General features: G+C 67.7%; 22 protein-coding genes. 9 read left to right on the top strand and 13 right to left on the bottom strand.

Features of this window, described 5'->3' with window-relative positions; genetic code table 11:
- Positions 1-180 precede the first annotated feature (180 nt).
- Positions 181-954, top strand: coding sequence for an NAD kinase (locus tag ACVOME_RS12120; protein ID WP_053515423.1), 774 nt, complete (start codon positions 181-183; stop codon positions 952-954).
- Positions 955-1,001: 47 nt separating this feature from the next.
- Complete coding sequence (locus tag ACVOME_RS12115) at positions 1,002-1,946, top strand: 5'-nucleotidase (protein WP_053515425.1); 945 nt, start codon at positions 1,002-1,004, stop codon at positions 1,944-1,946.
- A 75-nt stretch (positions 1,947-2,021) separates the two neighbouring features.
- Here the strand turns inward: ACVOME_RS12115 and ACVOME_RS12110 are convergent, their stop codons facing one another.
- The 12 genes from ACVOME_RS12110 to asnS form a co-directional block, all read right to left on the bottom strand.
- Complete coding sequence (locus tag ACVOME_RS12110) at positions 2,022-2,573, bottom strand: DUF2939 domain-containing protein (RefSeq protein ID WP_461289477.1); 552 nt, start codon at positions 2,571-2,573, stop codon at positions 2,022-2,024.
- 41 nt (positions 2,574-2,614) lie between these two features.
- A complete protein-coding gene (locus ACVOME_RS12105) occupies positions 2,615-3,595 on the bottom strand; it encodes an aldo/keto reductase (RefSeq protein WP_053515428.1) in 981 nt (326 codons plus the stop codon).
- Positions 3,595-4,281, bottom strand: coding sequence for a DUF2461 domain-containing protein (locus tag ACVOME_RS12100; protein WP_053515430.1), 687 nt, complete (start codon positions 4,279-4,281; stop codon positions 3,595-3,597). Before ACVOME_RS12100 ends, ACVOME_RS12105 begins: the two co-directional genes overlap by 1 nt.
- Positions 4,278-5,717, bottom strand: coding sequence for an exodeoxyribonuclease I (gene sbcB, locus ACVOME_RS12095; protein WP_065176050.1), 1,440 nt, complete (start codon positions 5,715-5,717; stop codon positions 4,278-4,280). Before sbcB ends, ACVOME_RS12100 begins: the two co-directional genes overlap by 4 nt.
- Positions 5,717-7,084, bottom strand: coding sequence for an FAD-dependent oxidoreductase (locus ACVOME_RS12090; protein WP_128987769.1), 1,368 nt, complete (start codon positions 7,082-7,084; stop codon positions 5,717-5,719). The genes sbcB and ACVOME_RS12090 overlap by 1 nt, the downstream gene beginning before the upstream one ends.
- A 31-nt stretch (positions 7,085-7,115) precedes the next feature.
- Positions 7,116-8,390: a kynureninase gene (gene kynU / locus ACVOME_RS12085; protein ID WP_053515435.1), complete on the bottom strand. Its 1,275-nt coding sequence runs from the start codon at positions 8,388-8,390 to the stop codon at positions 7,116-7,118.
- Between the two features lie 309 nt (positions 8,391-8,699).
- Positions 8,700-9,221, bottom strand: coding sequence for a 3-hydroxyanthranilate 3,4-dioxygenase (locus ACVOME_RS12080; protein WP_128987771.1), 522 nt, complete (start codon positions 9,219-9,221; stop codon positions 8,700-8,702).
- A gap of 19 nt (positions 9,222-9,240) precedes the next feature.
- Positions 9,241-9,903, bottom strand: coding sequence for a carbonate dehydratase (gene can / locus ACVOME_RS12075; RefSeq protein ID WP_053515439.1), 663 nt, complete (start codon positions 9,901-9,903; stop codon positions 9,241-9,243).
- Positions 9,904-9,973: 70 nt separating this feature from the next.
- Positions 9,974-10,612 (bottom strand): FMN-binding negative transcriptional regulator, encoded by a 639-nt coding sequence (locus ACVOME_RS12070; RefSeq protein ID WP_262100320.1) that lies wholly within the window; start codon positions 10,610-10,612, stop codon positions 9,974-9,976.
- 10 nt (positions 10,613-10,622) lie between these two features.
- Positions 10,623-10,937 carry a hypothetical protein gene (locus ACVOME_RS12065; RefSeq protein WP_053515443.1) on the bottom strand — a complete coding sequence of 105 codons (315 nt, stop codon included), beginning with the start codon at positions 10,935-10,937 and terminating at the stop codon, positions 10,623-10,625.
- A 7-nt stretch (positions 10,938-10,944) separates the two neighbouring features.
- On the bottom strand, positions 10,945-11,244 hold the full coding sequence (locus tag ACVOME_RS12060; RefSeq protein ID WP_053515445.1) for a hypothetical protein: 300 nt from the start codon (positions 11,242-11,244) through the stop codon (positions 10,945-10,947).
- Between the two features lie 32 nt (positions 11,245-11,276).
- Positions 11,277-12,671: an asparagine--tRNA ligase gene (gene asnS, locus ACVOME_RS12055; protein WP_197601038.1), complete on the bottom strand. Its 1,395-nt coding sequence runs from the start codon at positions 12,669-12,671 to the stop codon at positions 11,277-11,279.
- A 127-nt stretch (positions 12,672-12,798) separates the two neighbouring features.
- Here asnS and ACVOME_RS12050 point away from each other — a divergent pair, with 127 nt between their 5' ends.
- The 6 genes from ACVOME_RS12050 (at position 12,799) to zipA (ending at position 19,102) form a co-directional block, all read left to right on the top strand.
- The gene (locus ACVOME_RS12050) at positions 12,799-13,137 is read left to right on the top strand and encodes a HesB/IscA family protein (protein ID WP_053515449.1); all 339 of its coding nucleotides are present in this window, start codon (positions 12,799-12,801) and stop codon (positions 13,135-13,137) included.
- A 205-nt stretch (positions 13,138-13,342) separates the two neighbouring features.
- Positions 13,343-13,780, top strand: a complete 438-nt coding sequence (rpsF, locus tag ACVOME_RS12045; protein WP_053515451.1) for a 30S ribosomal protein S6 — start codon at positions 13,343-13,345, stop codon at positions 13,778-13,780.
- 11 nt (positions 13,781-13,791) lie between these two features.
- The gene (gene rpsR, locus ACVOME_RS12040) at positions 13,792-14,022 is read left to right on the top strand and encodes a 30S ribosomal protein S18 (RefSeq protein WP_002804494.1); all 231 of its coding nucleotides are present in this window, start codon (positions 13,792-13,794) and stop codon (positions 14,020-14,022) included.
- Between the two features lie 104 nt (positions 14,023-14,126).
- Positions 14,127-14,576, top strand: a complete 450-nt coding sequence (gene rplI / locus ACVOME_RS12035) for a 50S ribosomal protein L9 (RefSeq protein ID WP_053515452.1) — start codon at positions 14,127-14,129, stop codon at positions 14,574-14,576.
- Between the two features lie 235 nt (positions 14,577-14,811).
- A complete protein-coding gene (gene smc, locus ACVOME_RS12030; RefSeq protein ID WP_481505127.1) occupies positions 14,812-18,315 on the top strand; it encodes a chromosome segregation protein SMC in 3,504 nt (1,167 codons plus the stop codon).
- Between the two features lie 46 nt (positions 18,316-18,361).
- Complete coding sequence (zipA, locus tag ACVOME_RS12025) at positions 18,362-19,102, top strand: cell division protein ZipA (RefSeq protein ID WP_111186144.1); 741 nt, start codon at positions 18,362-18,364, stop codon at positions 19,100-19,102.
- Positions 19,103-19,178: 76 nt separating this feature from the next.
- On the opposite strand, the gene ACVOME_RS12020 is transcribed toward zipA, so the two are convergent.
- The gene (locus ACVOME_RS12020; RefSeq protein ID WP_065182900.1) at positions 19,179-20,309 is read right to left on the bottom strand and encodes a pyridoxal phosphate-dependent aminotransferase; all 1,131 of its coding nucleotides are present in this window, start codon (positions 20,307-20,309) and stop codon (positions 19,179-19,181) included.
- A 158-nt stretch (positions 20,310-20,467) separates the two neighbouring features.
- Between ACVOME_RS12020 and ligA the strand changes: the two genes are divergently transcribed.
- Positions 20,468-22,939 carry an NAD-dependent DNA ligase LigA gene (gene ligA / locus ACVOME_RS12015; RefSeq protein WP_481505128.1) on the top strand — a complete coding sequence of 824 codons (2,472 nt, stop codon included), beginning with the start codon at positions 20,468-20,470 and terminating at the stop codon, positions 22,937-22,939.
- Position 22,940: the final 1 nt, after the last annotated feature.

The raw sequence follows: 22,940 nt of genomic DNA, 5'->3' as shown, positions 1-22,940 counted from the left end.
CGCCCCGCCGCGGGCCCCCCGCGCGTTGGGCGTGCGCGGCGGGCCCCCCGCGCCCCCCCCGCCCCCCCCCCCCCCCCCGCGGCGGGGGGGGGGCGGCCGGGGCCCCCGCCGCCCCCCCCCCCGGCGAGCGTAGCGGCGCTCGGTTATGCTCTCCCTCACGCCTTCCCCCCGGATCCACCGATGAGCGACACCCCCCGCATCGCTTTCCTGGCAAGCACCACCGAAGCTGCGCAGATGGCCCGCGCGGCCATGGTCGCGCGCTTTGGCGACCATGCCCCCGAGCAGGCCGACGTGCTCTGCCCGCTGGGCGGTGATGGCTTCATGCTGCAGACGCTGCATCGTCACGGCCACCTGGGAAAACCGGTGTTCGGCATGAAGCTGGGCACCGTAGGTTTCCTGATGAACCAGTACCGGGGCGACGACGACGTCAATGCACGCATCGCCCGCGCGGAACCGGCCAACCTGCGTCCGCTGGAGATGGTGGCGCTGACCGAATCGGGCACCAGCACCGGTTCGCTGGCGTACAACGACGTGTCCCTGCTGCGGCAGACCCGCCAGGCTGCGCACATCGGCATCGACCTCAATGGGCAGGAGCGGGTGGCCGAACTGATCGGCGACGGCGTGCTGGTTGCCACGCCCGCAGGCAGCACCGCCTACAACTATTCGGCCCACGGACCCGTGCTGCCCTTGGGCTCGCACACCATCGCGCTGACGCCATTGGCACCGTATCGCCCGCGACGCTGGCGTGGTGCCATTCTCAAGGCGGATACGGAGGTGCGCTTCCGCGTGCTGGACCCCTACAAGCGACCGGTCAGCGTGACCGCCGATTCGCACGAGACGCGCGACGTGGTCGAGGTGACCATCCGCGAGTCGCGCGACCGCCGGGTGACATTGCTGTTCGACCCGGAACACAATCTGGAAGACCGGATCCTGAGCGAACAGTTCGTTTTTTGAGGACAATAGGTTGCCGGTCGCGTCGACCGCCAGAAGGACCCCCACCGATGGGTGACAACTCCCCCCGTTTGCTGACCGTCGCGGTGACCTCGCGCGCCCTGTTCGATCTCGAGGAAAGCCACGCGCTGTTCGAGACCGATGGCGTGGCGGCCTATGCGGAGTACCAGCGCCAGCACGAGGACGACATCCTCGGTCCCGGCGTGGCCTTCCCGGTGGTGCGCAAGCTGTTGGCGCTGAACCAGGGCGCCAGCCCGGAGAACCCGCGCGTCGAGGTGATCCTGCTGTCGCGCAATTCGGCCGATACCGGCCTGCGCATCTTCAATTCGATCCAGCACTACGGCCTGGGCATCATCCGTGCCACCTTCACCGCCGGTGAGCCGACCTGGCCCTACGTGAAACCGTTCGGCACCGATCTGTTCCTGTCGGCCAATCCGGAGTCGGTCCGCAGTGCGCTGCGCCACGGAATCGCCGCTGCGACGATCCTGCCCAAGCCACCCGGCGAGACCGCTGCGGCCGCCGCGGACCAGATCGACACCGGCCGACCGTCCGGCCAGCTGCGCATTGCCTTTGACGGTGATGCGGTGATCTTCGGTGATGAAAGCGAGCGCATCTCGCGCGAACAGGGGGTCGAGGCATTTGGCCGCCACGAGCGCGAACGTGCGCGCGAACCGCTCAGCGGTGGCCCGTTCCGCGGCTTCCTGTCCGCGCTGCACACGCTGCAGGAGGTGTTCCCGGCCGGTGACAGTGCGCCGATCCGCACGGCGCTGGTCACCGCCCGTTCTGCGCCCGCGCACGAGCGGGTGATCCGCACGCTGCGCGAATGGGGCGTGCGCCTGGACGAGGCGCTGTTCCTGGGCGGCCGCCACAAGGGGCCGTTCCTGCAGGCCTTCGGTGCCGACATCTTCTTCGATGATTCGCAGCACAACATCGACAGTGCCCGCGAACACGTTGCCGCGGGCCATGTGCCGCACGGTGTCGCCAACGAGGGATGACGCGGTAGCGCCGGGCCACGCCCGGCGAGCGTAGCGGCACCTGTAGGAACGCCGGGCCACGCCCGGCGTTCTGCATCATGGGGTGCCGGCCATTCCCAACTGCAGGTCAACCACTTTCCAGCGCAGCCCCTGCGGTTCCAGCACGACCTTCAACGGTGGTTGGCCCGGGCCGCGATCAACGTCGACGACGAAGCGGTCGAACGCTTCGAAACGGTGGCGGGCGTTCTTCAAAGGCCGTGCCGGTTCGGTCGCCGCGAAGGCATCTCCGCCCTGCAGCTCGTTGCGCCCACGCTTCCACAGCACATGGCCCTGCAGCATCGCACCGATGCCGGTCGGGGTCATCAGGGTGTCCACCGCCGCGCCCCCAAGCTGGTCGCCCAGGCCGTAGAGCAGGGCGCCGAACGGACTGCTGGCCACATCGGGGCCGGCCTGGCGCACGAGGTAATCATTGAGTTGCGCACGCAGGCTGACGCGCACGCGCGGAAAGTCGACGTAGCGTTCCAGTGCGGCGGTATCGCGCTGTTCGATGGCCTTGGACAGACCCTGTATGGTCAGGTAGGGACCGCCGAACCACACGCCGGCCAGGGCAATCACCAACAGGACCACGATCGCAGTGAGCTTCTTCATGCCGCCAGACTGCCGCAAGTGCGGCCGGCCGGGGTGAAGACTCAATGACTGGGCGAACCGCTGCCGTCGCCATAAGCGGCGACCAGGCGTTGCCGGTCGGCGGGGCGCAGTGCTTCGGGTCGCGTGGCCAGCACCTCCTCCAGACTGCCGACGCGGGTAGTGCCCAGGATGCCGGCGGCCACGCCGGGGTGGCCCAGAACGTAGGCAAACGCAGTCTGGGCCGGACGCTGGCTGTCGATCGCCGCAATGGCCCGGCGCATCGCACGTGCGCTGCGCATCAGACGGCGGCTGCTGGGCTTGAGCCACGCGCGCGCCAGGTACCAGGCATCGGCCAATCTCGGCCGGCGAGGCTGGCTGGGCAGCAGGTGGCCCTGTGCGAGCACGGTGCCTGCCAGTACGCCGATTCCGGCCGCATGCAGCTGGTCGATCAGCGGCGCACGATCCTGCTGCAGCGCGTTGTAGTCCAGCAGGACCACGTCGAATGCCTGTGGATGCGCAAGCATCCAGTGCAGCGTCGAGGCTGAGTGGGTGTTGATGCCGGTGGCGCGGATCAGGCCACGTTCGCGCAGGCGCTGCAGCGCATCGAGCAGATCGTCGTTGATGTCGTGCGCGGTGGCGCCATGCAGCTGGTAGATGTCCAGGTAATCCAGGCCAAGGTTGCGCAGCGAGGCTTCGCAGCTGGCGGTGATGGCCGCAGGCGAGAAATCGCGCTGTTCTGCGCCACTGATGCCGGCCTGTCCGGTCAGTGTGCCGCCCTTGCTGGAGATGACCAGTGACTCACGCGGGTAGCGGGCCAGCAGCGGTCGCAGGATGCGGCCCAGGCGCGGTTCGGCATGGAAGCCGGAGTAGTTGTGGCCGGTGTCGAACAGGTTCACGCCCTGGGCCAGCGCGTGCTCGACGATCGCTGCGGCGGCATGCTCGGCAAAGCGGCGATGGCCCCAGAAGCCCGAGCAGCCCAGCCCGACCGGCGATACGGACAGGCCGGTGCGGCCGAGCGGGCGGCGTTGCCGGGCCAGTGGCATCAGAACTCCAGATCCAGTGCTGCGCACAGATAGTCGACGAAGGGGCCGAGCGCGGCCAGGTCCTTGCCGAGCGTGGACAGCAGGCGCGGCCCGGTCATCGTCTCATCGTCCAGCGAGCGCCACATCACCCAGTTGCGATGCTTGAGATCGTCGATGAACTCGAAATCGGCGGGGAAGCCACGCGGCGGCCTGACCAGCTTCTCGCTCTGCTCGAAATCGAAACGCCGGCGCAGGGCGGGTGCATGCGCTGCGGCCTTCCAGCTGCCGGGGTTGTCCAGGATGAAATGGCGCACGCGGCGCTGGGTGTCCGGTTCGGGGTGCCACAGGCCGGCACCGACGAAGCTCTCGCCCGGCTGCAGATGCACGTAGAACGACGGAGCGGCCACTTCGCGGCGGCGTTCATGGAACAGGCGTGCGCCCTGCCAGGTCTTGTACGGCGATTTGTCGTTTGAAAAGCGCGCATCGCGATGGATGCGGAACAGCGAACCACCGACGCCACGGGTATCGGCACGGAAATGCGCGCTGACCTCGGCCAGCGCGGGCTGCAGGTCGCCCAGCAGGCGCAGGAACGGCTGCCGTACATGGTCTTCGTACTGCTGGCGATGGTCGTTGAACCAGGCCTTTTCATTGTGCCGCGCAAGGCTGCGCAGGAACCTGAAACTGGCGTCGCTGAAATAGGTGCTCACAAGCTCTCCTGCAGATGCTGGCCCCAGTCGCGCAGCGATTGCAGCAGGGCCAGGCGGCGATCGTCGTCCGGCGCCTCGGCGGCCAGTGCATCGAGCTGCTGCTGGTACTGGGGCAGGTTGAGTTCGCCCAGGCGGCCGTCACCGAGCAGGCGCTGGCGGCGGTAGTCCTGCCAGCGCTGGCGCTCGGCCGGTGCCAGGGTGTCGGGATGGTTGCGGGCGCGATAGCGGAACAGCAGTTCGGGCAGGCGCGGATCGCGGAAGCGGCCTTCCAGCGCAGCCAGCTCTGCGGGCGGCGTGGTCCGCGCCAGGGCCAGCAGTGGCTTGTCGCCATTGCCGAGGAAGCCGTCGTACAGCGAAGCATCGACGTCGGCCACGACGGCGTCCCGTGGTTGGTTGTACACCTGCCGTGCCTTCTCGGCCAGTTGCGGCGCGAATGCACGCAGCCGCTCGACCTTGGCTTCGATGGCGGCGACATCCAGGCCCAGGCGGGCGTGATCGTCGGGCCGCAGGTGGTTCCAGGCGACCAGCGCCGGGACCTTGTTCAGATGTACTTCCTTCAGCGGCACCCGGGCGACGCCTTCGGGCAGTTCGCTGGCGCGCAGGTAGAGCCGCTCGGCGATCGTCTCGGCTGGCAGCTGCAGCAGGTCGTCGATGTCACCTTCCAGATCGAACACGATCACCCGGTTGTTGATCGTCGGGTGCACCGCCAGCGGCAGCACCGGAGCCGCGCACAGCCGGCTGGCCGGGTATCGCATGGAAATGTGCAGCACCGGCTTCAGCGCGCCCACGTCCAGCAGGCTGCCGACGAAACGCTTGTCGCGCAGTTTCAACGCGTACTCCCACAACCGCGGCTGCGACTGCTTGAACAGGCGTGCCATGCCGATCGTGGCGCGCACGTCCGACAGCGCCTCGTGCGCATCGCCATCGCGCACATTGTTGGCTTCGGCCAGGTGCTCGAGCTTGAACGACGTGGCGCCGTCCTCGCGCAGTGGCCAGTGGATGCCTTCGGGACGCAGGGCGCGCATCAGCCGCAGCATGTCCAGCAGGTCCCAGCGCGAGTTGCCGTTGCGCCACTCGCGCTCGTAGGGGTCATGGAAGTTGCGGAACAGACCGTAGCGGATGAATTCGTCGTCGAAGCGCAGGGTGTTGTAGCCCAGGGCACAGGTACCCGGGCGCGACAGCTGTTCGTTGATGCGGTCGAACGCTTCGGCTTCGCTGATGCCTTCAGCCAGTGCCCGCTGCGGCGTGATGCCGGTGACCAGGGTGGCCATCGGCGAGGGCAGCAGATCGTCGGCGGGACGCACGAAGAAACTCACCGGCGTGTCGATCTCGTTCAGATCGGCATCGGTGCGGATCGCCGCGAACTGGGAGATGCGCGTTCGCCGTGGGTCCTGGCCGAAGGTTTCCAGGTCGTAGAACAGGAAGCTGTCAGCCATCAGTGTGCGCCCTCCAGAACCGGCAGCCGGGCATGGATCTGTGCCTCCAGAGCCGCCCAGTCGATGTTCTCCAGCGACGTATGGCCGATCGTGGCGGCCACCAGCATGTCGCGCTGGATGTCGGTCCGGCGCAGTGCCTCCGCGTAGGGCGTGTGCAGGAACGTGACCATGGTGTAGTGCGGTACGAAGCGGGTCGGCCAGCGACGCTGAAGCGCCTGCTCCAGCTCGCGCTGCAGCAGGAAGGCCGGGTCGGCGACGCGATCACGCATCTCCAGGTAGTTCTCCAGGGCCATCTGCTGGATCGCATGCGCGTTCGGCTTGCGTTCTTCCTCGAAGGCCGCGAACGCGCTCTGCAGGTCGTCGGCTTCCATCAGATGGCGGGCCAGTGCCACGCAGTCCTCGAACGCGCAGTTCATGCCCTGCCCGTGGAAGGGCACCATCGCATGCGCGGCATCACCGATCAGCACGGCCTGGCCCTGCTGGTGCCAGCGCTCCAGCGTCAGCGTGCCGAGCAGGCCGGGCGGATGCTGCTCCCAGTCCGTGCGCAGGTCGGGGATCAGCGGCAACGCATCGGCGAACTCGCGCGCGAACAGGGCTTCGGCCTGGGCGCCGGTATTGACGGTGGCGAAGCTGGGCTCGCCCTGGTTGGGCAGGAACAGGGTGACCGTGAACGTGCCTTCGTGATTGGGCAGGGCGATGCACATGAAGTGGCCCCGTGGCCAGATGTGCAATGCGTTGCGTTCGATGCGGAAGCCACCATCACGGTCCGGTGGAATCTCCAGTTCCTTGTAGGAGTGATCGAGGAAGGCGATGTCCTCGCCCAGCGGCGCGCGCCGGTTCATCGCCGCGCGCAGCGCCGAGCCGGCGCCGTCAGCGCCGATCAGGCTGTCGAAGTGGATATCGTGCGGGCTGTCGTCGCGATCGTCGATGAAGCGCGCATGGCCGGCATCGAAATCGACGGTATGCAGCCGGCGGTGGAAATGTACGGTGGCACCTGCCTGCTCGGCCAGTGTCAGCAGCGTGGTGTTCAGGTCCCTGCGATGGATCGACCAGATCACTTCGCTGTCGTCGCGGCCATAGCGCTGCAGCTGCGCGGCGCCTTCGCGCGGATGCACCATGCGTCCACGCATCATCACCGCGCGGGCCATCACCTCGTCCTCCACGCCGGCCTGCCGCAGCGCGTTGCGCCCGCGCTCGGCCAGCGCCAGGTTGATCGAGCGGCCGCTTTCGTAGTCGGCCACGCGTGGGTCACCACGGCGTTCGTACAGCGTGATCCGCCAGCCCTGCCGCGACAGCAGGATGGCGAGCAGGGATCCGGCCAGGCCGGCACCAATGATGCTCAACGAGCGGGAGGCATGTGCGATCAACGAACTGTCCAGCAGGAGGGGAGGTGCCGGCTCAGAGGCCGGCCCAGGCTTCCACTTCCTCGACGAAATGGTGGACGTCCAGGTAGCGGTTGTAGAGCGGGGTGGGGGAGATGCGGATCACATCCGGCTCGCGCCAGTCGCCGAGCACGCCGACCGAGCGCAGGTGCTCGAACAGGGCGCGGCCACGCTCGCGGCCGGCGATCACCCGCAGCGAGAGCTGGCAGCCGCGCCGGTCCGGCTCGGCCGGGGTGACGATGTCGAGCACGTTGGCCAGGCGCGCGCGCACCAGGGCTTCGAGCATGCCGGTCAGTGCCAGCGACTTGCTGCGCAGGGCGTCCATGCCGGCCCGTTCGAACAGGTCCAGTGAAGCGCGCAGCGGCGCCAGGCCGAGGATCGGCGGATTGCTCAGCTGCCAGCCTTCGGCGCCGGTGGCGGGCGTGAACTGCGGGGACATCTGGAAGCGGGTGGCTTCGTCATGGCCCCACCAGCCGGCGAAGCGTGGCAGGGTGCTGTCACGGTGGTGACGCTCGTGCACGAACGCCCCGGCGACGGCCCCCGGGCCGCTGTTGAGGTACTTGTAATGGCACCACACGGCAAAGTCCGGCGCCACATCGTGCAGGCGCAGGGGCAGGTTGCCGACCGAATGCGCCAGGTCGAAGCCGATGCGCGCGCCCTGCAGGCGTGCGGCGCGGGTGATCGCATCGAGGTCGAAGGCCTGGCCGGTGCGGTACTGCACGCCTGGCCACAGCACCAGAGCCAGGCGAGGGCCATGCGTGGCGATCGCGCGTTCGATCGCGGTCATCGAGATCGTGCCGCTGGCTTCGTCCGGCTGCACCTCCACCAGGCAGTCGGCCGGGTCGAAGCCATGGAAACGGATCTGCGCTTCCACCGCGTGACGGTCCGTCGGGAAGGCGCCGGCTTCCATCAGGATCACCGGTCGTTCCCGGGTCGGCCGGTAGAAGCTGACCATCATCAGGTGCAGGTTCACGCTCAGCGTGTTCATCGCCACCACTTCGCTGGGCAGCGCACCGACCACCCGCGCCAGCTGCGTGCTGACCAGACGGTGGTAGGACAGCCATTGGGTGGGGCCGGTGAAGTGGCCTTCCACTGCCAGTTCAGCCCACTGCTTCATCACTTCCTGCACCGCCGCCTGTGCGCCGCGCGGCTGCAGTCCCAGCGAGTTGCCCACGAAGTAGGTCTGCTCGCCACCGCCGTGGCGCGGAATCAGGAATTCACTGCGCAGCGGCCGCAACGGATCCGCGGCGTCGAGAGCGATGGCATGGGTGCGGTTCAGCAGGTCGGACATGGTCGGGCAACAGGCTGCAACGGGGCTGCCAGTGTAGCGCCTGGGGCCTGCGTGATGCCGCGCAGTACGCTCGCGGGGGGGGGGGGCCGCCGGGCCCCCGCGGAAGCGCGCGCGGCCCACCCGCCCGGCCCCCCCCGGCGGGGGCCCGCCACACCACACCCCCACGGGCCCGCCGCGGGCCCCGCCCGCCCACCCCCCCCCCCCCCCCCCGGGGGCCCCCGCCGGGGGGGGCCCAACACCACCCCCCCCCCGGCCCCCCCGGCCCCCCCCCCGGCGGATGCATCAGCAATCGCCATGCCCGGCGATCGATCAGTCCGCCGCCGGTGCCGGCAATGGGTCGATGTGGCCGCATTTGCCGCAGGTACGCAGTTCCAGGCTGGCGTGGTAACGCGCGAAGACCTTGGGCAGGTCGGTTTCGATGTTCTGCAGCGCGAAGAACTCCTCATGCAGCTTGTGGTTGCAGCGCTCGCAATGCCAGATCACACCGTCCATCTCGTGCGGCAGCCGCCTGCGCTCCACGACCAGCCCGACGCCGCCCGGTGGCCGGCGCGGCGAGTGCGGCACCTTCGCCGGCAGCAGGAAGATCTCGCCGGCACGGATCGGGATGTCGCGGACCGCGCCATCCTCCTGGACCTTCAGCACCATCTCGCCTTCGAGCTGGTAGAACCACTCGGGCCCTTCGTCGTAGTGATAATCGGTCCGCGAGTTCGGCCCGCCGACCACCATGACGATGAAGTCGCCGTTGTCGATCATCTTGTTGCCCACCGGCGGTTTCAGCAGGTGACGATGTTCTTCGATCCAGGCGTGCAGGTTGATCGGTGAGGCGAGCATGGTCGGGCTCCGTGGGGGATCAGTCGCGCTTGCCCTTGCGGGGGACATAGGAAAGCGCTTTCTCGTAAGCCGGCTGCAGATCTTCCGGCGAGCCGACATCGATGCCCATTTCGCGCACGCGGCCATCCTTCAGGCTGTAGACCCAGCCATGCACCATCAGCTTCTGGCCGCGTGCCCAGGCGTCCTGCACGATGGTCGAGCGGCACAGGTTGGCGACCTGCTCGATGACATTCAGCTCGCACAGGCGGGCATGACGCAGCTCGTCGGTCTCCAGCGCATCGATGATCGCCGCGTGCTTCTGCATCACGTCGCCGACGTGGCGCAGCCAGTTGTCCGCCAGGCCGACGCGGGTGTTGTGCAGGCAGGCATGCACGCCGCCGCAACCGTAGTGGCCCACGATGAGGATGTGCTTCACCTTCAGCTGGTCTACCGCGTACTGCACCACGCTCAGGCAGTTCAGGTCGGTGTGGGCGACCACGTTGGCGACGTTGCGATGCACGAACACTTCGCCCGGTGCCATGCCGATGATCTGGTTGGCCGGCACGCGCGAATCGGAGCAGCCGATCCACAGGTATTCCGGGTGCTGCTGCTTGGCCAGCTGATGGAAGAACTCGGGATCTTCCTTCTCGATGCGGTCGGCCCAGTCGCGGTTGTTCTGCAGCAGCTTGTGGATGTCTTTCATGTTCGGGTCCCTGACCTCGGTGGGGGCAAGTCGCGGCTGTCCGGCCGCGTCGTCGCGGGAGTCGGTGCGTTCAGCCGCTGCTGGCGGCCTCATCGCGGAACCAGCGCATCCACTGCGCCAGTTCGGTGGAAGGTGGGGCGTGCAGGCGATCCAACGCGTCGATCACCGCCTGCTGGTTGGCATCGGGATGGTTCTGGCTGAGCTTCAGTTTCAGCTGTACCTGTTCGACGTGGAAGTGAAACCCGACGATGGCGCGCAGCTCCGGGCCGTGCTCGGGACGATCAGCCTCGAACCGCCACTGCTGGCCGACGCTGGCTTCAAAGCGGTCGCTGATGTCGCCGACCAGCTGGGCCAGCGCATCGGTGCCGTCGAACGGCTGCAGCTGTCCGCGCAGCTCGGCAGCGGCATAGTTCCAGGTCGGAACGCGTGCCGCCGGTTCCTTGTCCGGATACCAGCTGGCCGAGACGTAGCCATGCGGGCCGTCGACCAGCACCTTGGCGGTGCCTTGGCAACGCGACTGCGGGTTGGCCCGCGCCCAGTGGCCGCGCAGTTCGATGCGCTGGCCATCACGCCGGTACAGCACCGGCACGCGGGTCAGCTCGGGCAGGCCGTCGTCACCGGTGGTGAGCACGGTGACGAACGGATCGCGCGCCAGCAGGCGGTCCAGCCAGATCAGATCGGTCTCGGCGAAGGCGCGCGGAGTGAACATCGGCCTGGGCTCAGGCGCGCCCGCCCAGCGATTGCACCATGCGGCCACGCAGGCCCTCGTCGCTGTCGGCGTGCGGTGGCTGCACCTCGTGCAGGCTGAAGCCGCGCACCAGCGCATCTTCTTCGTCCAGGCCGTCGAATTCGACGAAATCGGCGTCGAACAGCTGCGCGCGGGCAGTGTCCTCGCTGTCGTAGCTGAGGGTGTTGCCATCACTGTCGAGCACTTCGGCCGTGCCGGCCGGGCGCACGCGCAGGCGGGCCCAGATCAGGGTGTTGCCGAGGCTGGCCAGCCACCAGCTGTCGTGCGGGGCGGAGAGATCGTTCATGTATGCGTTACCAGAGCGAAGCCAGCCAGAGCAGGGCGGCCATGCCCAGTCCGGCCAGCAGGGTCAGCAGCGAAACCCAGGCCGGCGTGGCCAAACCGGACAGCGAGCGATCGGGCTGCTGCCGGTAGTCGCGGCGCAGCAGCCAGGCCAGGGCATCGGGCTTGAGGAAGGCGCCGCTGCCGAAGCGCTGTGCCAGCGCCGGATGGCGGTCACGCACGTGCACCAGGGTCAGCGGCCAGAAGATCACGAAGGCACTGAACCCGGCCACTGCGACGCCGACAAAGCAGAGGGCGAAGAACAGGGTCATGGGGGCAGTACCTCCGTGGTCGGTGGTGGGGCTTAGAAGTCCGCGCTGCCGGGAGCGCGCGGGTAAGGAATCGCATCGCGGATGTTGGACAGGCCGCAGACGTACACCACCAGGCGCTCGAAGCCCAGGCCGAAGCCGGCGTGCGGCACCGAGCCGTAGCGACGGAAATCGCGGTACCAGCTGTAATGCTCACGGTCCAGGCCGAACTGGGCCATGCGCGCGTCCAGCACGTCCAGGCGCTCTTCGCGCTGGCTGCCACCGATGATCTCGCCGATGCCCGGCGCCAGCACGTCCATCGCGGCGACCGTCTTGCCGTCGTCGTTCAGGCGCATGTAGAACGCCTTGATGTGCTCGGGGTAGTTGGTCACCACCACCGGGCGGCCGACGTGTTCCTCGGTCAGCCAGCGCTCGTGTTCGGTCTGCAGGTCCAGGCCCCATTCGACCGGGAAGTCGAACTTCCGGCCAGACTTCTGCAGCAGGCTGACTGCATCGGTGTAGTCGACGCGCTCGAACGGCGCGTTGATGAAGTCTTCCAGCTTGGTGATCGCGTTCTTGTCCACGCGTTCGGCGATGAAGGCCAGATCATCGCTGCGCTCGTTCAGCACCGCGCGGAACAGGTACTTGAGGAACTCCTCGGCCAGGCGCGCATCTTCGGCCAGGTCGGCGAAGGCGATCTCCGGCTCGATCATCCAGAACTCCGCCAGATGGCGGGTGGTGTGGCTGTTCTCGGCGCGGAAGGTCGGGCCGAAGGTATACACCTTGCTCAGGGCCAGGCAGTAGGCCTCGACGTTCAGCTGGCCGGACACGGTCAGGAACGTCTCCTTGCCGAAGAAGTCGCGGCTGAAATCGATCGCGCCCTTCTCATCGCGCGGCAGGTTCACCATGTCCAGCGTGGACACGCGGAACATCTGGCCGGCGCCTTCGGCGTCGGAGGTGGTGATGATCGGGGTGCTGATCCAGTTGAAGCCGTTCTCATGGAAGAAGCGGTGCACGGCCTGGGCCAGGCAGTTGCGGATGCGGGTGACCGCGCCGAACAGGTTGGTGCGCGGGCGCAGGTGCGCCACTTCACGCAGGAACTCCGGCGTCATCGGCTTGGGCTGGATCGGGTAGGTGAGCGGGTCTTCGACCCAGCCGACCACTTCGACCGCACTGGCCTGGATCTCGAACGACTGGCCCTTGCCCTGCGATTTCACCAGGATGCCGGTGGCCACCAGCGAGCAGCCGGTGGTGAGGCGCTTGATCTCGTCGAAGTTGACCAGGGTGTCGTTGGCTACGACCTGGATCGGGGCGAAGCAGGAGCCGTCGGTCACATTCACGAAGGCCAGATTCGCTGAACCGCGCACCGTGCGCACCCATCCGCGTACCGTGACTTCGCCGCCTTCCGGGATCTTCCCGGCAAGCGCATGTTCAACGCTGACCACCGTCATGACTTGAATCCTCTGCTGATCGACTCGATCTGTGAACACGGGAGTTTACCGGTTGCAGCGTTCTGCTTGCGAGGCATTTCTGCGGCCCAACCTCCCTATAATGTCCCTGTTCCTCTGGAGTAGTCCCATGGCTGTCAGCCTGACCCCCATTGCCTTCGAGCGCGTGCAGCGCTTCGTCGCCCAGACCCCGGGCGCGCTGGGCCTGCGCTTCGGCGTGACCAAGACCGGCTGCTCCGGCTGGGGCCACGTGACCGACCTGGCCCGTGACGAGCGCGAGGGCGATACGGTGTTCGACCAGGACGGCGTGAAGATCTACGTCGATGCACAGAGCCTGGCCCTGGTCGACGGCACCGTGATCGACTTCGGCAAGCACGGCCTGAGCGAGACCTTCACGTTCAGCAACCCGAACGCGACCGCCGAGTGCGGCTGCGGCGAGAGCTTCACCACCGACGCCGACAAGGCCTGAGGGCCGCTTCCCCGGGGTCGTGCCGGCCGGTCCTCGAGCAGGTCCCGGTGCTGCCGGGTTCAGGTTCGGCCACGGTTGCCCGGTTGCCCCATCTGCGCCATAATGCGCGGCTTCCTGCCTTCCTGGCGGGAACCCTTGCCCCACCGCGGTCTCAACGGCGGGGGGCTGTCCGGCCGCAAGGCCACATCCGAAAGGTAGAAAAAACATGAGTCGTCATTACGAAATCGTGTTCATGGTCCACCCGGACCAGAGCGAGCAGGTCCCGGCCATGATCGAGCGCTACAAGTCGCTGGTCGAGAACGGCAACGGCACCATCCACCGTCTGGAAGACTGGGGCCGCCGCCAGCTGGCGTACCCGATCCAGAACCTGGTGAAGGCGCACTACGTGCTGCTGAACATCGAAGCCGACCAGGCCGTGCTGAACGAGCTGACCGAGAGCTTCCGCTTCAACGACGCCGTGCTGCGCAACCTGGTCATCAAGCGTGACGAGGCTGACACCGAGCAGTCGCTGATCATGAAGAGCAAGGACGAGAAGGGTGACAAGCCGGAGCGCGGTGAGCGCCGTCGTCGTGACGACGAAGAAGGCGAGTCCACCACCACCGCTGACAACGAAGCCGGCGAAGACGCCGCTTCCGCCGCCTAAGGAGCCTTCCCATGTCCAAGTTCTTCCGTCGCCGCAAGTTCTGCAAGTTCACGGCTGAAGGTGTCAAGGAGATCGACTACAAGGATCTCAACACCCTGCGCCAGTACCTGACCGAGAACGGCAAGATCGTGCCGAGCCGCGTCACCGGTACCAAGTCGAAGTACCAGCGTCAGCTGGCGACCGCCGTCAAGCGCGCTCGCTTCCTGGCCCTGATTCCGTACACCGACAACCACGACGTCTGATGCCCGGCGGGGTGGCCGCGTGCCGCCCCGTTGTGCCAGCTATTCGGACAGCCTTTGTTGCGGGGCATCGCCTCGCTAACGAATAACTTATCTGGAGTAAAACCATGCAGCTGATCCTCCTGCAGAAGGTCACCAACCTCGGCAACCTGGGTGACCTGGTCACCGTCAAGCCGGGCTACGGCCGCAACTTCCTCGTGCCGCAGGGCAAGGCCGTGCCGGCCACCGAGAGCAACAAGGCAGAGTTCGAAGCCAAGCGCGCCGAGTACGAAGCCAAGGCCCAGTCCATCCACGCCGAGGCTGAAGCCCGCAAGGCGAAGCTGGAAGGCGCGAGCGTCACCATCGCCGCCAATGCTTCGACCGAAGGCAAGCTGTACGGCTCGGTCGGCCCGCGCGACATCGCCGAGGCCTTCACCGCCGCCGGCCTGCCGCTGGAAAAGAGCGAAGTCATCCTGGGCGAAGGCGCGTTCCGCAACATCGGCGAGTACGACGTGCTGATCCACCTGCACGCCGACGTCGAGACCACCGTCAAGGTCGTCGTCGAAGCCGAAGCCTGATCCCACGCCGCAAGGCCTGGCATCACCGCAGAACGGGCGCCCGCGAGGGTGCCCGTTTTGTTTTGTCGGCCCGCCCGGCGGGCGCGCGGGCCCCGATGTTCCACGCCCATTCGTAGAACACGGCCACATCGGTATACTCAGGGCGTCACACCCGTTCCACGGTCGGCGATCCCAGCAGGATCAATGACTTGGAGGGTAAACGCAGGCCGCTTGCCGGCCCCAGTCCGGAACCCCTATGCGTCTTTCCACGATCAAGCTGTCCGGCTTCAAGTCTTTCGTCGATCCGACCACCCTGCATCTGCCGACCAACATGACCGGCGTGGTGGGGCCCAATGGCTGCGGCAAGTCGAACATCATCGACGCCGTGCGCTGGGTCATGGGCGAAAGTTCGGCCAGCCGCCTGCGCGGCGACTCGCTGACCGACGTGATCTTCTCCGGTTCCAACGCCCGCAAGCCCGTCTCGCAGGCCACGGTCGAGCTGATCTTCGACAACTCCGACCACACCATCTCCGGCGAATACGCCTCGTTCAACGAGATCTCGGTCAAGCGCACGGTCAGCCGCGACGGCACCAGCAACTACTACCTCAACGGCACCAAGTGCCGCCGCCGCGACATCACCGATCTTTTCCTGGGGACCGGCCTGGGCCCGCGCAGCTACTCGATCATCGAACAGGGCATGATCAGCCAGATCATCGAGGCGCGTCCCGAGGATCTGCGCATCTACCTGGAAGAGGCGGCCGGAATCTCCAAGTACAAGGAGCGGCGCAAGGAAACCGAAACCCGCATCCGCCACACCCGCGAGAACCTTGATCGCCTGGGCGACCTGCGTGAGGAGATCAGCAAGCAGCTCGAGCACCTCAAGCGCCAGGCCCGGCAGGCGGAGCAGTACCAGGCGTTGCAGGAAGAGCGCAGGGTCAAGGATGCCGAGTGGAAGGCGCTGGAGTTCCGAGGCCTCGATGGGCGCCTGTCGAAGCTTCGCGAGGGCCTGTCGCAGGAAGAAACCCGGCTTCAGCAGCTGATCGCGGACCAGCGCGACGCCGAGGCCCGCATCGAGACCTCGCGCATGCGCCGCGAGGAAGCGGCCGACGCACTCAATACCGCGCAGGCCGCGGTCTACCAGGTCGGTAGTACCTTGGCCCGACTGGAGCAGCAGATCCAGCACCAGCGCGAGCTGTCGCAGCGCCTGCACAAGGCCCGCGACGAGACGCGGCAGGCATTGGCCGAGCTGGGCCAGCACATCAGTGGCGACGAGGCCAAGCTGATGGTGCTGCGCGAGGCGGTGGACGCCGCGACCCCGCAGCTGGAGGCGCTGCAGGAAGAGAACGAGATCAAGCAGGAAAGCCTGCGCGAGGCCGAAGCCCGCCTGGCCGACTGGCAGCACCGCTGGGAACAGCACACCTCACAGAGTTCCGAGGCCTCGCGCGCCGGCGATGTCGAGCGCACCCGCGTGGACTACCTGGACCGGCAGATCCTCGATGCCGACCGGCGTCGCGAGGCGCTGGCCGCCGAGCGTGCCGGGCTGGACGTGGACGCGCTGGAAGAAGCCTTCGAGCAGCTGCACCTGCAGCACGACACGCAGAAGACCGCACTGGACGAGCTGAGCGAACAGGTCGAGCAGCGCAAGCAGGGCGTGGCCACCGTGCAGGAACAGCAGCGCAACGGTCAGAACGAACTGGCCGAGCTGCGCAAGCAGGTCAATGGCCTGCGCGGTCGCCTGGCATCGCTGGAAACCCTGCAGCAGGCCGCACTCGGCCAGGAGCAGGGCGCCGCGGTTGCCTGGTTGAAGGCGCGCGGGCTGGATTCGGCCGCGCGCGTGGGCGAGCGCCTGGATGTCGATGCCGGTTGGGAAAATGCGGTGGAAAGCGCCCTCGGCCAGCTGATCGAAGGCGTGCTGGTGGACGACCCGGCAGGCCTGGTCGATGCGCTGGGCGAACTGGGCGAAGGCCGCATCGCACTGGTGTCTGACGATGCCAGCGATCTGGACGTCGCCGCGACATCGCTGGCCGCGCGCGTGCGCGGACCGACGGCGATCCGACGCCTGCTGGCGCATTTGCATGGCGCGCGGGATCTGGACGAGGCCCGTGCCCTGCAGGCCCGGCTGCCCGCCGGTGATTCGATCATCACCCAGAGCGGTGAGCGTCTCGGCCAGGGCTGGGTGCGCGTGTCGCGCTCCGGTGCGGCCAAGCAGGGTGCGCTGCTGCGCGAGCGCGAGATCAATGAGCTGCGCGAGCAGATCGAACAGCTGCAGAACCGTGAGGTCGAGCTGGAAGATCAGCTGTCCGGCTTCCGCGAGCAGCTGCTGGCCGCCGAACAGCAACGCGAAGATGCGCAACGGGCGCTGTACCTCGCGCATCGTGCGGTATCCGAGCTGGCGGGTCAGCTTCAGGGCCAGCAGGGAAAGGTGGAGGCCGCACGCACGCGCATCGATCGCATCGAAGGCGAGCTGAGCCAACTGCTGGAGACCCTCGAGGTCAACCGCGAGCAGGCGCGCGAGGCACGTTCGCGGCTGGAGAGTGCCGTCAGCAGCATGGGCGACCTGGAATCGACCCGGCAGGCCCTGGAAAGCGAACGCCGGCAGCTGGCCGAAGCACGCGACCTCGCCCGCGAAGCCGCACGGGCGGTGCGCGAACGCGCGCATTCGCTGGCACTGACCCTGGAATCGCAGCGCGCACAGGTGGCATCGCTGAGCCAGGCGCTGGAGCGCATGAGCACCCAGCGCGGGCAGCTGGATTCGCGCTTGGGCGAACTGCATTCGCAGCTGGACGAGGGTGATTCGCCGGTCGAATCGCTGCAGGCCGAGCACCAGAATGCGCTGGAAGAGCGCGTGCGTGCCGACCGTGTGCTGGCCGAAGCGCGGACTCTGCTTGATGGCATCGACGCCGAGCTGCGCAATTTCGAACAGACGCGCCACCAGCGTGATGAGCAGGCGCTGGCGCAGCGCGAGCGTATTTCCCAGCGGAAGCTGGACCAGCAGGCCCTGGTGCTCAGTGCTGACACCCTGCAGGCTGCGGTGGAGAAGGCCGGCTTCGTGATGGCCGACCTGCTCAACGCATTGCCCGAGGACGCCCGCCTGGGGGACTGGGAGCAGGCCGTGCACCAGATCGACGGTCGCATGCGCCGGCTGGAGCCGGTCAACCTGGCGGCGATCCACGAGTATGGCGAGGCATCGCAGCGGTCGGAGTATCTCGATTCGCAGCATGTGGACCTGACCACGGCGCTGGAGACCCTGGAAGACGCCATCCGCAAGATCGACCGCGAAACCCGCGGCCGATTCAAGGATACGTTCGACCGGGTCAACGCCGGTGTGCAGGCCCTCTATCCGCGCCTGTTCGGCGGTGGCCATGCCTATCTGGAACTGACCGGTGAAGATCTGCTCGACACCGGCGTGACCATCATGGCGCGTCCGCCGGGCAAGCGCGTATCCAGCATCTCGCTGCTGTCCGGCGGCGAGAAGGCGATGACCGCGGTGGCGCTGGTGTTCGCGATCTTCCAGCTCAATCCGGCGCCGTTCTGCCTGCTGGACGAAGTGGACGCACCGCTGGACGAGGCCAACGTGGGCCGCCTGGCCAACATGGTCAAGGAAATGAGCGAGAAGGTGCAGTTCCTGTTCGTCAGCCACAACAAGGCGACGATGGAAGCTGCGCAGCAGCTGTCGGGCGTGACCATGCGCGAGCCGGGCGTCAGCCGCCTGGTCAGCGTGGACCTGGAAGAGGCCGCGCGATTGGCGGGCGCGGCCTGACGTGCCATCCTAGTTACCTGAATGAACTAGCCGGAGAACCTATCGAATGTCCGACACGGCACTGTTGCGCATCGGCATCCTGGCCGCCGGCCTGCTGTTGATCGCCGCGATCTTCCTGTTTGGCCGTCCGAAGAAGAAGCCCCAGGGCCGCCGCGTGGAAGGCACCGAACCGACCAGCAGCGAGCGCCGCGAACCGGTCCTGGGCGAGGACGGCGTACCGTTGGCCGATACCCGCCTCGATCCGGCACTGGGCGAAGAGGGTCAACAGGCCGAACTGGGCCTGGCCGACACCGACGCCGGCGCGGCCAGCGACCTGGGCAAGCGCGCCACCCAGGATTTCGACAAGATCGTCTCGCTGTTCGTGGCCGCACGGGCCGGCGAGCAGCTGCGGGGCGAGGACATCGTCGTGGCGGCCGAGAAAACCGGTCTGGTGTTCGGCCACATGAACGTGTTCCATCGTCTGGTGGAGGGGCATCCGGAACGGGGGCCGATCTTCTCGATGGCCAGCATCATGAAGCCGGGCAGTTTCGACATGGCCAACATCCGTGCCATGGAGACGCCGGCCATCGCCTTCTTCCTGACCCTGCCGGCGCCGCTGACCGCGCTCGATGCCTGGGAGAAGATGCTGCCGACCGTGCAGCGCATGGCCGAGCTGCTCGATGGCGTGGTGCTGGACGACAGCCGCAACGCGCTCGGCCGCCAGCGCATCGCCCACATCCGTGACGAGCTGCGTGCCTATGACCGCCAGCACCAGGCGCCGCCCCTGACCAAGACCCCGCGCTGGTAAGCGCGGTCATCCCGGGTATGCCGACCCACGGTCGGCACCCACCACCACAGCAGATCCATCGCCTGCGTGGATGAAGTCAGGAAGGCACCCCGGCGACCTGGGCGAACGCGGCGCGGAACGCTGCCATCTCCTCCTCGGTGCCAACGGTCACACGGACGCGCTGCGGCCAGATCGGCCAGCTGCGACCGATCACCACACCCTGTGCGGCCATCGCCCTGGCAAAGGCGGCACCGTCGCGCTGGACGTCCACCACGAAACAGTTCGCTTCCGACGGCAGGCAGCTGAAGCCACGCTTGCCCAGCCAGGCGATGGTCGCCTGCCGGATCTTCGCGTTCTGCAGACGGCGCTGCGGAACCAGCTGCGGATCGTGCAGGCTGGCCAGAGCGGCGGCCAGCGCCGGCACCGGCAACGGGTTGTCGCCGAGGCTGCCCAGCTCGCGCAGGCGATCGGGATGGGCCGCTGCCGCGCCCAGGCGCAGTCCGGCCATGCCATACAGCTTGGAGAAGGTGCGCAGCACGATCAGGTCATCGCGCTCCGCCACCTGCGCGATCAGGCTCGGCTGGTCGCTGTACTGCAGGTACGCTTCGTCCACCAGCACCCGGGTTCCGGCGGGCTTGCTGGCCAGCAGCCAGGCGAGCTCGGCGGGCGGGCTGATCGAACCCGTGGGGTTGTTGGGGTTGCACACATACATCAGCCCGGTCGGGCGCGCGTGCGCGGCAGCCACCATCGCGCGCACATCGTGCGCGCCGTCGCTGCGCAGAGGCACTCGGCTGACGTGTGCGCCCCGCGCGGCGGCCACGTCGCCAATCGCCTCGAAGGTCGGATCAGCCACGACCAGGCCCTGCTGCGGGCCGGTCCAGATTGCGGCGGCACGGTTCAGGGGCTCGCTGGAGCCCGGGTACAGGCGCAGGTGATCGGCACTGACGCCGCTGTGTTCGACGAATGCATCACGGACCTGTGCCGCCAGCTCGAAGCGGTAGCGGCCGCAGCGCGCGATGCTGTCGCGAGCGGCCGATTGCGCAGCGGCGGAAGGCCCATACGGGCATTCATTGAAGTTCAGCAGCACCGGCCCATCGGCGCGCGGCGACGCGGGAGCCGCAGCCGGGGCGGTTTGCGCGTATCCCAGGCCCGGCAGGCCACTGCCGGCGACGGCGAGGCCGGCACCGGCCAGCTGCAGGAAGCGACGACGGGAGGCGGGCAGGGTCATGGGCAGGATTCCGGAGGGCGGCCGACGCACGCTAGCGCTGCCGGTGGAGGGCGGCAAGCCCGTCTTTCGTGGAGCGGGGCCCGGCGCTGCCGGGGCGGGGACCTTACAGGGCATGACGGCCGGGCGCGGTAGAATCCCCAGCCGCCCCAGAATCACCGATCACGATGAGCCCCAGCCCCGCCGAACGCGTCGATGAACTCCGCCGGCAGATCGCCCAGGCCAACCGCGCCTATCACGAGCTGGATGCGCCGGAGATCCCCGACGTCGATTACGACCGGCTGGTGCGCGAGCTGGAAGCACTGGAACGTGCGCACCCCGAACTGGCCCGCGCGGACAGCCCGACCCAGCAGGTCGGCGCGCGTCCCTCCGGGCGTTTCGCTGAAGTCCGCCACGCGGTGCCGATGCTGTCGTTGTCCAATGCCTTCAGCGATGAGGAGGTGACCGACTTCGTGCGCCGCATCGACGAACGCCTGCGACGCGGTGCCGCGCGCTTTTCGGCGGAGCCGAAGATGGACGGGCTGGCGATCAGCCTGCGCTACGAGGATGGACATTTCGTTCTGGGTGCGACCCGCGGCGATGGCACGACCGGCGAAGACGTCACGGCCAACCTGCGCGAGATCGGCGACATCCCCCGGCGTCTGCACGGCAAGGGCTGGCCGGACGTGCTGGAAGTGCGCGGTGAGGTCTACATGGCCCGTGCCGACTTTGAAGCCTACAACGATCGCGCGCGACTGCATGGCGGCAAGGTACTGGCCAACCCGCGCAATGCGGCGGCCGGGTCGCTGCGCCAGCTCGACCCGAAGATCAGCGCACAGCGCAAGCTCAGCTTCTTCGCCTACGGCACCGGAGAAGTGCAGGGCGGCGAACTGCCCGATACCCACTCGGGCACGCTCGCGCAGCTGGGTGCCTGGGGCTTCCCGGTCAGCGATCTGTGCAGGGTGGTGGAAGGCGCCGATGGATTGCTGGCCTACTACCGCGATATCGGCGCACGCCGCGATGGCCTGCCCTTCGACATCGATGGCGTGGTCTACAAGCTGGACGACCGCGCTGGCCAGCAGGCGATGGGTTTCGTCTCGCGCGCACCGCGCTGGGCCATCGCGCACAAGTTCCCGGCGCAGGAACAGAGCACCACGCTGGAAGCGATCGAGATCCAGATCGGCCGCACCGGCGCTGCCACTCCGGTCGCGCGCCTGGCGCCGGTCGCCGTGGCCGGCGTGATCGTCTCCAACGCAACCCTGCACAATGCGGACCAGATCGAGCGCCTGGACGTGCGGGTGGGTGACAGCGTGATCGTGCGCCGTGCCGGCGACGTGATTCCCGAAGTGGTCAGCGTCATCCTCGACCGCCGGCCGCCGGGCACCACGCCGTGGCAGATGCCCACGCGCTGCCCGGTCTGTGGCTCGGAGATCGTGCGCGAAGAGGGCGCGGCCGCGTGGCGCTGCTCCGGTGAGTTGTCGTGCCCGGCGCAGCGCAAGGAGGCCATCGCCCATTTCGCTTCACGTCGCGCGATGGATATCGATGGCCTGGGTGACAAGTACATCGAAACCCTGGTGGATGCCGGCATCGTCAAGGGCGTGGCGGACCTGTACCGGCTCACCCGCGACCAGCTGCTGCACCTGAAGCTGGTGCTCGACGCGGAAGATCCGTCCGCGCTGGCCGCCAGCCTGGCGCCGCACCTGCCGGCCGAAGGCAGCGGCACCGTGCTCAATGCCGTGCTCAGGCTCGATGGCAACGATGTGGCCTGGCGCGCGAAGGCACTGGCGCAGCCGGCCAGCTTCGAGTGGAACACGAAGAAGATCGCGACCCGCTGGGCCGACAACCTGATCGCCGCGATCGACACCAGTCGTGCCACCACGCTGGAACGGCTGTTGTTCGCGCTGGGCATCGAACATGTCGGCGAAAGCACGGCCAAGGCGTTGGCGCAGTGGTTCGGTGATCTGGCCTTGATCCGACGGCTGCCCTGGCCACTGTTCAAGCGCGTGCCGGACATCGGTGGCGAAGTGGCACGTTCGCTCGGTCACTTCTTCGAGCAGCAGGGCAACCAGCAGGCCATCGACGATCTGCTGCAGGTCGGCCAGGTGCGCATCAGCGACGTGCATCCGCCCAGTGCGAAGCTGCGTGAGGGGCTGGACCTGGCTCAGCTGCTGGTGGAATCGGAGATCCCCGGCATCACCCGCCTGCGCGCGGAAAAGCTGGTGGCGTTGCTGCCCAGCGCGCAGGCCGTGCTCGATGCCGAGCATGGCCAGTTCGTCAATGCCGGATTGCCCGAGGACACCGCGCGCGGCCTTGCCCAGTGGCTGGAAGCGGACAGCCATGGCGTGATGCTGCTGGCTGCCGAGGAGGCGATGCAGCAGATCCTGGCCAAGGCGCCCGCGCTGACCGAAATCGTCGCCGGTCCGCTCGACGGGCAGACCGTGGTCCTGACCGGCACCCTGGCCCAGCTCACCCGCGATGTGGCCAAGGAGCGACTGGAGGCGCTGGGAGCCAAGGTGTCCGGCAGCGTGTCGAAGAAGACCCACTTCGTGGTGGCGGGTACCGAAGCCGGCTCCAAGCTGGACAAGGCGCTGGCCCTGGGAGTGCCGGTGTGGGACGAAGCGCGTCTGCTGACCTTCCTCGCCAACCACGAATGAT

Source organism: Stenotrophomonas sp. STEN008, assembly GCF_056760435.1.
Note: the sequence above shows the minus strand (reverse complement) of the source record. Positions and strands in the feature narration are given on the sequence as shown.